At 68.0% G+C, this 13,152-nt stretch carries 10 protein-coding genes; 3 read left to right on the top strand and 7 right to left on the bottom strand.

Annotated elements, in window-relative coordinates; translation table 11 throughout:
• Nucleotides 1-291: 291 nt before the first annotated feature.
• The 5 genes from ACA514_RS45115 to ACA514_RS45095 are packed head-to-tail and all read right to left on the bottom strand — an operon-like array spanning nucleotide 292 to nucleotide 6,093.
• The gene (locus ACA514_RS45115) at nucleotides 292-1,329 is read right to left on the bottom strand and encodes a 2Fe-2S iron-sulfur cluster-binding protein (RefSeq protein ID WP_375047692.1); all 1,038 of its coding nucleotides are present in this window, start codon (nucleotides 1,327-1,329) and stop codon (nucleotides 292-294) included.
• Entirely contained in the window at nucleotides 1,326-2,243 is a 918-nt protein-coding gene (locus tag ACA514_RS45110; RefSeq protein WP_375047652.1) for a VOC family protein, read from the bottom strand. Before ACA514_RS45110 ends, ACA514_RS45115 begins: the two co-directional genes overlap by 4 nt.
• A gap of 27 nt (nucleotides 2,244-2,270) precedes the next feature.
• The gene (locus tag ACA514_RS45105) at nucleotides 2,271-3,455 is read right to left on the bottom strand and encodes an acyl-CoA dehydrogenase family protein (RefSeq protein ID WP_375047651.1); all 1,185 of its coding nucleotides are present in this window, start codon (nucleotides 3,453-3,455) and stop codon (nucleotides 2,271-2,273) included.
• A 31-nt stretch (nucleotides 3,456-3,486) separates the two neighbouring features.
• A complete protein-coding gene (locus tag ACA514_RS45100; RefSeq protein ID WP_375047650.1) occupies nucleotides 3,487-4,356 on the bottom strand; it encodes an alpha/beta fold hydrolase in 870 nt (289 codons plus the stop codon).
• Between the two features lie 48 nt (nucleotides 4,357-4,404).
• Nucleotides 4,405-6,093, bottom strand: coding sequence for an FAD-binding protein (locus ACA514_RS45095; protein ID WP_375047649.1), 1,689 nt, complete (start codon nucleotides 6,091-6,093; stop codon nucleotides 4,405-4,407).
• A gap of 351 nt (nucleotides 6,094-6,444) precedes the next feature.
• On the opposite strand from ACA514_RS45095, the gene ACA514_RS45090 reads away from it, so the two are divergent.
• The 3 genes from ACA514_RS45090 (at nucleotide 6,445) to ACA514_RS45080 (ending at nucleotide 10,671) form a co-directional block, all read left to right on the top strand.
• Nucleotides 6,445-7,893, top strand: coding sequence for an FAD-dependent oxidoreductase (locus ACA514_RS45090; protein ID WP_375047691.1), 1,449 nt, complete (start codon nucleotides 6,445-6,447; stop codon nucleotides 7,891-7,893).
• A gap of 103 nt (nucleotides 7,894-7,996) precedes the next feature.
• Nucleotides 7,997-9,220 carry a DegT/DnrJ/EryC1/StrS family aminotransferase gene (locus ACA514_RS45085; protein ID WP_375047648.1) on the top strand — a complete coding sequence of 408 codons (1,224 nt, stop codon included), beginning with the start codon at nucleotides 7,997-7,999 and terminating at the stop codon, nucleotides 9,218-9,220.
• Nucleotides 9,217-10,671 carry an NAD-dependent epimerase/dehydratase family protein gene (locus tag ACA514_RS45080; protein ID WP_375047647.1) on the top strand — a complete coding sequence of 485 codons (1,455 nt, stop codon included), beginning with the start codon at nucleotides 9,217-9,219 and terminating at the stop codon, nucleotides 10,669-10,671. Before ACA514_RS45085 ends, ACA514_RS45080 begins: the two co-directional genes overlap by 4 nt.
• Nucleotides 10,672-10,758: 87 nt before the next feature.
• Here ACA514_RS45080 and ACA514_RS45075 read toward each other — a convergent pair whose 3' ends face one another.
• Both ACA514_RS45075 and ACA514_RS45070 read right to left on the bottom strand, forming a co-directional pair.
• Complete coding sequence (locus ACA514_RS45075; protein WP_375047646.1) at nucleotides 10,759-11,601, bottom strand: alpha/beta hydrolase fold domain-containing protein; 843 nt, start codon at nucleotides 11,599-11,601, stop codon at nucleotides 10,759-10,761.
• 91 nt (nucleotides 11,602-11,692) lie between these two features.
• Nucleotides 11,693-13,084 (bottom strand): MFS transporter, encoded by a 1,392-nt coding sequence (locus tag ACA514_RS45070; RefSeq protein WP_375047645.1) that lies wholly within the window; start codon nucleotides 13,082-13,084, stop codon nucleotides 11,693-11,695.
• Nucleotides 13,085-13,152 lie beyond the last annotated feature (68 nt).

Below are 13,152 nucleotides of genomic sequence, written 5' to 3'. Positions count from 1 at the left end.
CTGTGACGCTAGTCACCGCGCGCACGTTTGTAAAGGGGAGAGGCACGGCAAAGCATGCGGCCTGAAGCCCCGGTGAGATGAGGACGCCTTGGACGCTGCCACGCGCCGAGACCCTCTTCTACAGTGAGCTACGCCGCCGGCTCGCGGCCTGTGCCGATAGGCAAGTCGCCCGGCACTGTCCTGCCCCCTGGCGGTGGGTCGCCGCAACTGACCCGAACTCAACACTCGGTCACCCCGGTCGGCCGAGATCGGGGCAGGCTCAAGCTCTGTGCTCACACCAGCGGTGCGGCTTCAGTCGTAGGTGACCTCGACGTGGTCGGACGCGGGCAGGGACTGGCACGCGAGCACCCAGCCTTCCGCGAGGTCCTCGTCTTCGAGCACGTCGTTGCGCAGCATGGTGACCTCGCCGACGGTCACTCGGCAGGCGCAGGCACTGCACGCTCCCTCGCGGCATGAGAAGGGGGCATCTAATCCATGTGACAACAGCAGGTCGAGAAGTGGTGTTGTCGCGGGCCAGTCGAACGAGTGGCATGCGCCGTCGAGAGTGACGTCGACGCTGGCGGCGGTGTCGGCCGCGGGCCCCGAAGCCGCCGGAGCGGCGAACGGGTCGGTGGTGAGGGACTTGAACCGTTCGACGACGACCCTGTCACCGGTGACGCCGACCGCGCGGAGCGCCTCGGCGACGGCGTCCATGAAGGGGCCCGGCCCGCAGACGAACGCTTTGTCGCGGTCGGCGAACGGGGCGGCGAGCTGGGCCAATGACGCGGCCGCCGGGAGCCCGTGCAGGCTTTCCAGCAAGTGGATCACTTGAAGACGGTGTGGAGCCCGCGCCATGAGGTCGCGCAGCTCCGCCGCGAAGATCACCGAGGATTCGTCACGGTTGGCGTAGAACAGTACGGCGCTGCCCGTGGAGCCGGCCAGGACGGCCTTGATGATCGACATCACCGGGGTGATGCCGCTGCCGCCTGCGAAGAGCAGCAAATCGTCCTCCGGCCGGCTCGGCGTGAACAGGCCGGCCGGAGGCAGCGCCTCGATCGCGTCGCCCGCGCGGATCTCGTCGCAGATCCAGTTCGAGACCAGCCCGCCGGCAACCCGCTTGACCGTGATCTTCAGGTGGGGGTCCACGCCGGGCGCGCTGGAGAGGGAATAGCACCGCGCCGATCTCGATCCGTCCGGGCCCGGTGCGCGCATCGTCAGAAACTGGCCGGGGCGATAGTTGAACCGGTCACGCTGCTCTTCGGGAACCGCGAGGATCAGCGAGCGGGCGTCGGCCGTCTCCTCCACGACCTCCAGGACGGTCAGCGGGCAGGCGCCGGGACCTACCGTCATTCCTGCGGGAGGAACGCGGCCAGCGGCTGTGATGCCGACCAATCGTGTCCCCAATAGCTGTCGGCGGTGATCTCCTCCGAGGTGTAGGACGCCTCGTCGACGAGCAGGCCGTCCGTCCCGTACTCGATGTCCCAGCCGCCAGGGGCCCGCACGTAGAAGGAGATCATTTTGTCGTTGGTGTGACGGCCCAGAGTGGAGGAGACCGAGAAGCCCAGCCGGTTGACGTTGTCCAGCGCCCGGCCCACCGCGTCGAGGTCGTCGGCTTCGACCATCAAGTGGACCAGACCGGGAGCGCCGTCGTGCGGTGCGGGGCAGACGGCCAGGCTGTGGTGGCGCTGGTTGACACCCATGAAGCGCACACGCAGCGGATGGGCGGGAGCCGCCTCGCCCACTTTCATCGCGCCGCGCGGCAGGAAGCCGAGGACCTCGGCGTAGAAGTCCAGAGTCTCTGCTTGCCGGGGAGTCGGCAGGACCACGTGCCCCATGCCCTGGGGTCCGGTGACGAAGGCCTGGCCCAGCCCGGTCCGGAGGGGAGCGTGGTCCAGCACCGGGCCGAAGAAGACCTCGGTGGGGGTGCCGGCTGGATCGGTGAAGGCGATGGCGTCTTCGACGCCGCGCTCGGCCGCCTGCTCGGCGGGCAGCGAAGCCACCGCGGCGCCCGACTTCTCGATCGCCTCCCGCACGCAGGCCAGTGCGTACTGGTCGCGGACCTCCCAGCCGACGGACAGGGCGCGGTCGGCGTCTCCTGGGAGCACGGTCAGCCGGTGTCGGCGTTCGTCCATGCGCAGGTACAGGCCGTCCGGATCGGAGCCGAATCCTTCGGCGAAGCCGAGCGCGTCGACGGCGAGGTCGCGCCAGCGCGGAACGTCGGTCGACTGGACCCGCAGGTAGCCGAGTCCGCGGATGTGCGTCACCGTTTCTCCTTGACGAAGGGGGGAATGTCAGATCATCGAGCGCATCGGCCCCTGCGGGGGTTCGATGTCCATGTCGGTCAGTGCGGACACGTGGTAGACGGCGCCCGGGACGTGGATGGCGTGGGTGAGCCCGACGTGCGCGTCTCGCCAGAACCGTTGGATCGGGTTGTCCGTCCTCATCGCATTGCCGCCGGACCGCAGCACGATGTCGGTCAGTGCGTGCACCGCGCGCCACGCCGCACGGACTTGGACGCGGCGGCCCGCGGCGCGTTCGGCGAAGGTGACCTCGTCCCCGGCGGCGGCCTTGTCGTACATCTGGGAGGCGTTGTCCAGGAACCGGGTGCGGCAGGCGGCGATGTCCTCGGCGGCCTCGCTGATTGCGTACAGCATGTACGGGTCGTCCTTGATCTTGGTCCCGACGATTTGCACTCGGTCGCGCTGGTAGGCGAGGCCGTGCGCGAGTGCGCCCTCGGCCATGCCGATCACCGCGGCGGTGATGCCGAGGGGGAAGACACATGAGAACGGCACGTGGTAGGTCGGGTTGGCAAGCCCGGCCTTTCTGACGGCGTCACCGCTGATGACCTCGGCGAACTGGATCACTCGGTAGCTCGGGACGAACGCGTTCCGGACGATGATGTCCTTGCTGCCGGTGCCTTTCAGCCCGGCGACTTCCCATGATCCATCGACGATCTCGTAGTCCGAGCGAGGCAGTATCAGGTGCAGCGCCTCGGGCGGCTGGACCGGCTGGCCGGTGCTGTCTCCGAGCAGACCGCCGAGGAAGATCCAGTGGCAGTGGTCGGTGCCGGAGGAGAACTGCCAGCGTCCATTGAAGACGTACCCGCCGTCCACGGGACGGGCTACGCCCATCGGCGCGTACGGGGAGGCGATCCACGTGTCGGGATCCTCGCCCCAGATCTCGTTCTGGACCTTCGGGTCGGCGAACGCCATCTCCCACGGGTGAACGCCGACGATCCCGGCCACCCATCCGCAGGAGCCGTCCTGCGCGGCGATTCCCATGACGGTTTCGGCGAACTCTCGTGGATGGGCCTCCAGGCCTCCATGCGCGGCCGGTTGCAGCATCCGGATGGTCCCGGAATCGCGCAGCACCTTGGCGGCCTTGTCGTCCAGGCGGCCGAGCCGCTCGTTGGACTGCCCGAGCGCGGAGATCTCCTCGGCGCGCTCCATGATCATGTCGAGGGCGCGGTTCGTCATCGTTGTCTCCCGTGGAAGTGGTGGCCGGCGTTCACGCCGTTTCCTCAGAGCTCAGAAAGGCCAGCACGGTCCGCTCCCAGGCGTCCTTCTGCTCGATCATCACCCAGTGTCCGCAGTTGGGGAACACGTGCAGTTGGACGTCCGGGATGGTGCGCATCGGCAGGAGTGCCATGTCGACGGGGCTGACTCTGTCGTCACGTCCCCAGGTGATCAGCGTCTTCGCCTTGAGCTTGTGCAGCATCGCCCAGTACGGGGGTGCGTCAGCGCTGGCCGCTGCTTTGACGGCGGCGGCCAGTGCAGCCGAGCCGTACATGCGTCGTGCGCTGGCGAGAGTGTCCGGATCGGTCGCCTGCTGCCAGCGTTCCTCGATCAACTCGTCGGTGACGAGGGCGGGATCGTAGACCATGGAGCGCAGCCACCTGATCAGAGCCTCCCGGGTCGGGGCGTCGGTGAACTCCATGAGCAGCCGGATGCCCTCGCCGGGCGCCGGGCTGAATATGTTGCGGCCCAGCCCGCCGATGGTCACCAGCCTGCGAACCCGCTCGGGGCGTGACAGGGCGAACTGGGCGCCGACGATTCCGCCCATGGAATTGCCGATCACGTCGACCTCGCCGAGGTCCAGTCCGTCCAGCAACCTGGTGACCGCGCCTGGCGCGGCGAGCATCGGATGTTCCTCGGTCGGGTCGCTCACGCCGAAGCCGGGAAACTCCAGAATCAGGCAACGGAAGTGCTCGGCGAGAGCGGCCAGGTTCCCCCTGAAGTTGCGCCAGCCGGTGACTCCAGGCCCAGAGCCGTGCAAGAGCAACAGCGGGGGGCCCTCGCCCGCCTCGTGGTAACGCAGTACACCCTGGTCGGTGCGCAGCTCCCGCAATGTCGAGTCTGGACTCAGCTCGGTCGGCATGATCTCCCAGTTCTGTGAGCGCGGGTCTAGGTGGGCGAAGCGGAGCGCCTACTTGTCCGTGGCGGCCGAAGCGCTGGCCATGTGAGCGGCCGCGTGGCGCACGGCGATATGGGCGAACGTGATCGCCGGGCCGATGGTCGCCCCCGCACCGGCGTACTCGTTGCCCATCACCGACGCCGAGACGTTGCCCGCCGCGTACAGGCCCTCGATGGCTTGGCCATCGGGCCGCAGCACCCGGCCGTGCTCGTCGGTGACGAGGCCGCCCTTGGTCCCGAGGTCACCGGCTTCGATGCGGATGGCGTAGTACGGACCGGTTCCGATCTCGTCCAGGTTCGGGTTGGGGAGGGTCGGGTCGCCGTAGTAGTGGTCGTAGACGCTGTCACCGCGGCCGAAGTCCTCGTCGCGGCCATTGCGCGCGAAGCGGTTGAACCGGTGGACCGTCGCCTGCAGGGTGTCCGCCGGCACCCCGATCTTGCGGGCCAGCTCCGCGAGCGTGGCGGCCTCGGTGACCAGCCCGCTCGTGTACCACTCTGCCGGGAACTTCTGGCCGGGCATGATTCCCGCGAATTGGTAGCGGCGTCGCGCCTTGGCGTCGAAGACCTCGTAGGCCGGCACATGCCCGCCCTCGAGTTGGGCATGGACGAAGTTGACGTAGGGGGACGCCTCGTTCGTGAACCGCTCGCCCTTCTTGTCCAGGATGACCATCGACGGAATGCAGCGCTCGGAGACCAGCGGGTACACGCCCCCGTCCGGCCGCTTGATCGAGGGCATCCACCAGGCGTCGTCCATGAGGTCGAGCTCCGCGCCGGCGTGCTCACCGATTCGATGGCCGTCGCCGGTGTTAGCGGCGGCACCCGCGCTGATGTCCTCCTGCCCGAGCTCGGGCAGGTACTCCTTGCGCAGCTCGGCATCGTGATCGAAGCCACCGGTGGCCATCAGCACCCCGCGCCTGGCGCGGACACGGCGGGGTGTGCCGTCGTGGTCGACGACGGCACCGACCACGCGGTCGTCTTCGACGACCAACTCGGTGATCGGGCTCTTCAGCCACAGCGGGATGTCGAGGTCCCTCATCGTCAGCCGTAGCCGCGTCACGAGCGAACCACCGAGCGTTTTCATGTGGCGGTGGCGCACGAGGTTGCTGACCACCCGCCAGGCGGCGAGGCGCAGCGCCCACCGGCCCGACCACGTCCGCTTGAACAGCATGAGCCGCCTGCCCTCTGAGCCGGTGAACCACAGCCCTAGCGGTGACGGCAGGTCCGCCGCCAAGAGGAACGGCTCGTCCTCGCCGAGAAGCCGCGCGTCGATCGGCCGTGGCTCGATCGTGCGTCCCCGGGGCCGCCCGCCAGGTGCCTCAGGGTGGTAGTCGGAATAGTCGGGGCACCAGGTGAACTCCATGTGCCGGCTCACCCGGTGCAGCATTTCCAGCGCGTCCGGGCCGTGCTCGACGTAGGCATCGAGACGGCTTTCCGGAACCCGGTCGCCGACTACGGCTTTTAGATAGCGTTTGACGTCGGAAGGATCGTCCGTACGGCCGATCGCTTTCAGCGTTGGATTGTTGGGAATCCATATCCCGCCGCCGGACAACGCGGTCGACCCGCCGAAGAACGCGGCCTTCTCCACAACGAGCGCCTTGAGGCCGGCGACGTGAGCGGCGATGGCGCCGGTCATCCCGCCCGCTCCGCTACCGGCCACAAGGATGTCGACCTCATGGTCCCACCCCGGGCCACTGGAATTCATAAGAGCCTCCGGTCGAGGAAGTTTCGGCGGCGGGAGATCGCATTGCACATGCCGCGGCGAGTCGTGAATCCGTGCCTCGCCGGGCCGAAAACGCAGGATGTCGCGCGGACTCCCGAGGCGTCCGGGCCTGCGTCATGACCTTGGAACGCTCCTGATTCTTGATAGTCGGGACCGCCGATGGGAAAAGGTTCCCGCTCATTGGAACATTATCGGGAAAGCGGTTAATGGTGTTCCAGCCACCGGAACAATGCCGGTGATCGGAATTGGGGGAGGGATAACGTCGCAGCCGACCGCCGACGGGTCGGCAAGAGCACCGGCGGCGAGGCCAGTGGAAGGGAGCCTCAGGTGCGCATGACGAAGACGTCCCCGGTGCCGGCCCGCGAGATCCGGGACTGGGCGGTCGAAACCGATGTGCTCGTCGTCGGCAGTGGATGCGCAGGGACGAGCGCCGCAATCGAAGCAGCCAGAGCCGGGGCCGATGTCCTGGTCGTCGATGGGGCCGGAGGCCCAGGCGGCGCAACCGCGATGGCCGGTGGAGAGATCTACCTGGGCGGCGGTACACCCCTGCAAAAGGCGTGCGGGATAGAGGACAGCCCGGAGGCGATGTACCAGTTCCTGCGAGCCGCCACCGGGCCGGATCCGGATGAGGAGAAACTCGCTGTCTATTGCGAAGGCAATCTGGAGCACTTCGACTGGCTGGTCGAAAGCGGCGTCCATTTCAAGGCGAGGCTCTGGACCGAGCCGTCATGGGAAGCGCCGACTGGGTACGGCCTCATGTACACCGGCGGCGAGAACGCCCACCCGTTCAACGACATCGCTCCGCCGGCGCCGCGTGGCCACGTCCCGCACATGCAGGACAAGCGGCCGGGCCAAAGGTCCGCCGGGTGGGTTCTGTTGAAGAACCTGGCTGAGACCGCGAGGCGGGCCGGGGCGATGGCGGTGTACGACACTCGGGTCGAAACACTGGTGGTCGACGGTGGCGACGTCGTCGGCGCCGAAGTCGTCTCCTTCGGAGAACGATCCTTCATCCGGGCTCGGCGCGGTGTCGTCCTGGCAGCCGGCGGCTTCGCGGCCAACCCCTCGATGCTGGCCCAGCACGCGCCGAGGCTGACCGGCAACATGTTGATCGGCACCGACCACGACGACGGCAGCGGCATCAGGATGGCCCAGGCGGCCGGAGCGGCCGTCCGCCACATGGAGGCGGGGCAGACGTCCTTCCCCGCCGACCCCGCCCTGCTGTGCCGCGCCCTCTTGCTGGATGCACGCGGTCGCCGCTTCATCAACGAGGACACCTATCCCGGCCGCGTGGGGCAGGCGTCGCTCTTCCAGCAGGGCCGGCAGATATTCCTCCTCTACGACCACGCGATCAACGAGGAGGTGGAGGCCTTCACCGGCATGCCCGTTGAGCCGACGTGGGTCTCCGACGGTCTCACCGAACTCGAGGCCTTGATGGGCGTCCCCCGCGGCGTGCTGACCAACACCGTCGAGGAGTACAACGCAGGCGCCAGGAAAGGCCAGGACCCGCTCTGCCACAAGTCCGCCCGATGGCTGAAGCCGGTCGCTCCTCCATACGGTGTTCTCGACCTTCGAGGTGCAATGTTCGGGGTCTTCACCATAGGTGGCCTGCACACTTCACCGAACGGTGAGGTGTTGACCCCCGATGGAGAGTCGATTCCGGGACTCTTCGCCGCTGGCCGCACCACCAGCGGCATCCCTTCCTGGGGCTATTGCAGCGGCACATCGCTGGGAGACGCGAGCTTCTTCGGCCGCCGGGCCGGGAAGACGGCGGCAGCGCGATGACGGCCGTCCCCGTCCCACCGATGCACGACCTCGACCGTGCCACCGCGAGCAGCCTGGCCGGATCCATCCGCTCTTGACCGTGTCCTCGCTATAAGGAGATACATTGCCCCGGGTCATTTACGCGCGCAGCGTGCACGACGACGCCGAGATCAACGCCTGCATCGAGGTGCTGAGAAGCGGACCCTACGGCCTGAAGATCGGCAAGAACGTCGCCGAGATGGAGCAGCGCGTCGCTGAGATGTACGGCAAGCGGCTCGGTCTCATGTGCAACTCCGGATCGTCGGCGATCTACCTCGCCCTGGAACTGCTGGACCTGCCCAAGGGCGCCGAGGTCATCACCTCGCCGCTGACCTTCTCCACCGATGTCGCCCCGATCGTCCGCGGCGGCTGGGTGCCGGCCTTCGTCGACGTCGAGCCCGACACCTACAACGTCGATCCCGCGAAGATCGAAGAGATGATCACGGAGCGAACCCGTGCCCTGCTGATCCCCAACTTGGCGGGCAACGCACCGGACTGGGACGCGATCCGCGACATCGCCGACCGCCGCGGCCTGAAGGTCATCGAGGACTCCTGCGACTGCATCGGCACCACGCTGCGGGGCACGAAGACCGGGAGCCGTACCGACATCACCGTGACCAGCTTCGCCATGGCGCACATCATCACCTGCGCCGGCAACGGCGGCATGGTCTGCCTCGACGACGAGGGCCTGCGCGACAAGGGCCTGATGCTGCGCCGCTGGGGTCGGCGCTCGGAACCACACCTGTTCGGCTCGGGGGGGACCGGCCGGGTGTTCCGCGAGGACCTCGACGGCGTCGCCTACGACAACGACTTCATCTTCGATGTCCTGCCGTGGAACTTCGAGCCGTCTGAACTCGGCGCCGCCTTCGGGCTGGAGCAGTTGAAGAAGCTGGACAAGAACTACCGGCGCCGTGCGGAGATCTTCGAAGCCTTCACCGGGGCGTTCGGCGCCTACCCGTCCCTGTTCCGGCTGCCGCGGCAGCTTCCCGACTTCCACACCGCCTGGCTCTGCTATCCGGTCACGGTCCGGCCGGACGCCGGTTTCCAGCGCTCCGATCTGCAGGAGCACCTGGAGGCCGCCGGCATCGACACCCGCACCGTGTGGAGCGGAAACGTCACGCGCCACCCCATGATGCAAGGGGTGGACTACCGGATCCCGCCCGCCGGGCTTCCCCACGCGGACGAGGTGTTCGAGCGCGGGATGTCCCTCGGCATGAGCCATGGCATGAGCGACGAGGAACTCGACCACGTCGTCAACAGCGTCCACGAGTTCGCTGGCCTGCACGCCCCGGCGACCTCCGGCCGATGACGACTCGGACGGGCAGGAAGCGGATCTTCCTCACGGGGGCCACGGGGAACTGGGGCCGTTCCATTCTGCGCGAGTTCGCCCAGCGGGCGGACCGCTTCGAGGTGATCGCGCTCGTCCTACCCACCAGGAACGACCGCCACGCCATCAGCGCCTTTGGCGACATGGAGAACCTGCGCGTCGTGACCGGTGACCTCACCGATTACGCGGCCGTCGAACGCTGCATCCGGGAGGCCGACGTCGTCCTGCATGTCGGCGCCGTCGTCTCGCCGTTCGCCGACGACCACCCGGAGCTGGCGCACCGGGTCAACGTCGGTGGCGCCAGGAACATCATCCGCGCTGTCAAGGCCCGGAAGGATGCGGCTGAAGTCGGCGTGGTGATGATCGGGTCCATCGCTGAGACGGGGGATCGCAACCCGCCGCGCCACTGGGGCCGGGTCGGCGATCCGCTGCGCGCCGCCCGGTACGACGAATACGCGCAAAGCAAGATCATCGCGGAGAAGGAGCTGGTCGAGTCAGGGCTGCCACGCTGGGCCTGGTTGCGCCAAACCGGGATCTTCCATCCAGGCATGCTCCAGATCCGCGACCCGATCATGACCCACTCGCCCTTCGCCGGTGTCATGGAGTGGGTGTCGGCCGAAGACGCGGCCCGCCTCATGGCCGGCATCTGCGAGGACGACGTGCCGGAGCAGTTCTGGGGCGGCGTCTACAACATCGGAGGCGGTGAGGACTGGCGGCTCACCAACTGGGAGCTTCAGACGCGGATGACCGGTGCCCTCGGCGTGCGGGACGTCCGGAAATGGTACGAGCGTAACTGGTTCGCCACTCGCAACTTCCACGGTCAGTGGTACACCGACTCCGACCGGCTCGAAGAACTCGTTCCGTTTCGGCGCGACTCCTTCGACGCCGCGCTGGCCCGCGCCGTCGCGGCCAATCCGCGGCTGAAGTCGGCAGGGCGAGTGCCAGCGTGGGTGGTGAAGAACCTGGTCATCAAACGCCTTGCGCGCCGGCCGCGCGGCACCATGACCTTCATCCGCGACAACGACGAAGAGAAGATCGCCGCCTACTTCGGGTCGCGTCGCGAGTGGGAGGCGATCGGTGACTGGTCCACCTTCCGGCCGCCCGCACCCTCCCGGGTCCCGACCCGCCTCGATCACGGGTACGACGAGGACAAGGCTCCCGCGTCGTGGTCTCTCTCCGACATGAGAGAGGCCGCGGGCTTCCGTGGCGGCCGCGTTCTCTCCGACGGTATGGCGACCGGGGCCGTCGCGGTTCCGCTGAGTTGGGAGTGCGCCTTCGGCCACACCTTCTCGGGAAGCCCCCGGCTCGTCCTCACCACCGGCCATTGGTGCCCTGTCTGCGTCAAGGACACCGCCGGGTATGCCAAGCAGGCAGAGCGCAACCGCTTCCTGGCCCAAGTCGAGACGAATTCTCCGAGCACGTCTCCCGCTTGATACGAAGTTCGACAACGTGATGTGCGGCGGTGCCCTCTTGAGAGGACACCGCCGCTGTCGGGCTGGTCGCCGCAAGAAGGGCTCTGTCTAGGGGAAGTCGCTGAGCCATCCGACGAGGATGCCGATGCCGGTTGCGAAATGGCGCCGCGAGGGCTTGTCGAGGAAGCCGTGAGCGGATTCGGCGACGACGCGATGCACCACGGGAACCCGGGCCGCGGCGAGCTCCGCTGCGAACGCTTCACCAGAAGCCCGTAGCGAATCCCGGTCGGCGTCGAGCAGGAGGGCCGGAGGAAATCCCTCGAGCCCGGCCCCGCCGGGGAAGGCGTAGGGGTTGGTCATCGCCTCCGGTGACCCGGCGTAGTTGCGGTTCATCCTCTCCACGGTGCTCGGCCGGAACTGAACGATGCCGTGGCGGCCGCGTAGCCGTGACGCCAGCTGCGCCGACCGGGAGGGGAGGCGCGGGTGGAAGGTGCCGTATGCGAGCGCGAGGCGGGAAGGCAAAGGTGCACCGTGGTCGCGGAAGCGGAGCGTTGCCGCGGCGGCCAGGCACGCTCCCGCGCTCGCACCGCCCATGACGGCGTCGCCGGTCGGCGACTGCTTCCGCACCCAGAGGAAGGCGTCACTGACGTCGTCCAGGGGGACAGGAAAGCGGACACCTGGCAGTGAGCCGGGCTTCGGTCTGCGCAACCAGTTGCACGGCGGAACACGCCGGTAGTCGACCGTCACCACCGTGCGCCCGGCGCGGGCGATGGCGCACGCGACGGCGTGGGATTCGGCCATGTCGATGCTGCCGCCGCAGAACGCCCCACCGTGGACCCACAGGAGAGGCGTGCCTCCGGCCTGCCGGGCGTAGACGCGGACGGGGACAGCGCCGTGCTTGCCGTCGACCGAGATATTCTCAACGGTCATCTCAACGGTGGTGCCCTTCATCGGCGGAAACCTCAAGGTGTTCTCCCCGCGTGCAGGGGGAGGGACGGTGCTCGGGCCCGCGCCCGCCTCGGCGGACGCGGACCGAGCCGGGTCAGGGCGCGCCCTCGCCGGTTCTCACCTCTTCGAGGCGCCGCAGTCGGGGGATCAGCGCCACGGCCAGCAGGCCGGCGACGGCGAATCCGGCGGCCAACCAGAAGCCATGTGTGAAGCCCGCGTCCAGGTAGAACTGGGTGCCTTTCAGCACCTTGCCGTCCTGTGCCAGCACCACGAAGATCAGTTGTGTCACCACGGTGAGAAGCGTGCCCTGCATCATGTTCTGCAGGCCGTTGGCTCGCGCCTGCTCGGTCGGTGACACCACTTCGATCACCATCACGGGGACCAGCGCGACGATGGTGCCGATGCCGATCGCCGTCATGAGCGCGATCGTCATCAGTTGCGGCACGGTGTGGTGGAACTTCGCCGATAGGCCGTAGCTGACCGCGGTGAACAGCGCCCCGGCGGCCAGCAGGATCCGGCTGTCCACACGGCGGGCGAGCCATCCCGTCGCGATCGCCGCCAAGATGATCAAGACGCTGGCCGGTGCGCCGATCCAGGCCAGCTTGGTCGCGCTGAAGCCGAGCCCGTCGGAAATGGTGGGGATTTTGGGCATCAGCCCCAGGAGTTGGTTGATGGTTCCGGCGGACAGCACGGTCCCTGCGAGCAGAGCCGTCGCCAGGACGACCGACCAGACGGACCGCCGGGAGAGCATCGAGAGTTCGTAGAGCGGATGAGCGACCCGGCTCTCCACCACGACGAAGGCGATGATCGCCACCACTCCGCCGATGACGAAGCCGAGGAACTTGCCGCTGGTCCAGCCCCAGTCGCTGCCCTTGCCGACGCCGTACACGATGGCGGTGATGCCGGCGCCCAGCAACAGGCCGCCGGCCCAGTCCATGGGCGTGCGCTCGGCTCGGACGGGACTCTCGGGGACGAAGGCCAGCAGCAGCGCCAGGCTCACCGCGGACGCCGCGACCAGGAACCACATGACGCTGCGCCAGCCGTGGTCGTCAAGGAGCCATCCGGACAGGAACGGGCCGAACAGCGCGACCAGGCCCACCCCTCCGCCGATGAGGCCGCTGGCGGGGCCGACGAGGCGGGGAGGGAAGATGTCCCTGGCGATGGCGAACACCAGAGCCGCCATCGGTGCATAGAACCCCGCCACGCCACGGCCGATCAGCAGAGTGGTGAAGTTCGGTGCGAGGGCCGAGACCAGGTCTCCGACCAGGCCGAGCATGGTGAGGGCGAGCATGACCCGCCGCTTGCCGTACAGATCGGCCGCCTTCATCGCGAACGGGATGAAGAAGACGCCGACCAGCGAGCTGATCAGGATGAACCAGGCGATCTGCGTCGTGTGGAAGTCGATCGCGATCTTGGATTGAGCGTTGCCGGCGAGCAGTCCGATGACGGACAGCAGTTGGGCGGGCCAGAGCAGGGCGATCAGCATGAGCGCATGGCGCCCCGTGAAGCCGGCCCTCTGTTCCTTCTGGGGGGATGTGGAGGCGGTCGATGTCA

The sequence above is a fragment of the Actinomadura sp. NTSP31 genome, assembly GCF_041951385.1.
In the GTDB taxonomy this organism is placed as follows: domain Bacteria; phylum Actinomycetota; class Actinomycetes; order Streptosporangiales; family Streptosporangiaceae; genus Spirillospora; species Spirillospora napierensis.
Note: the sequence above shows the minus strand (reverse complement) of the source record. Positions and strands in the feature narration are given on the sequence as shown.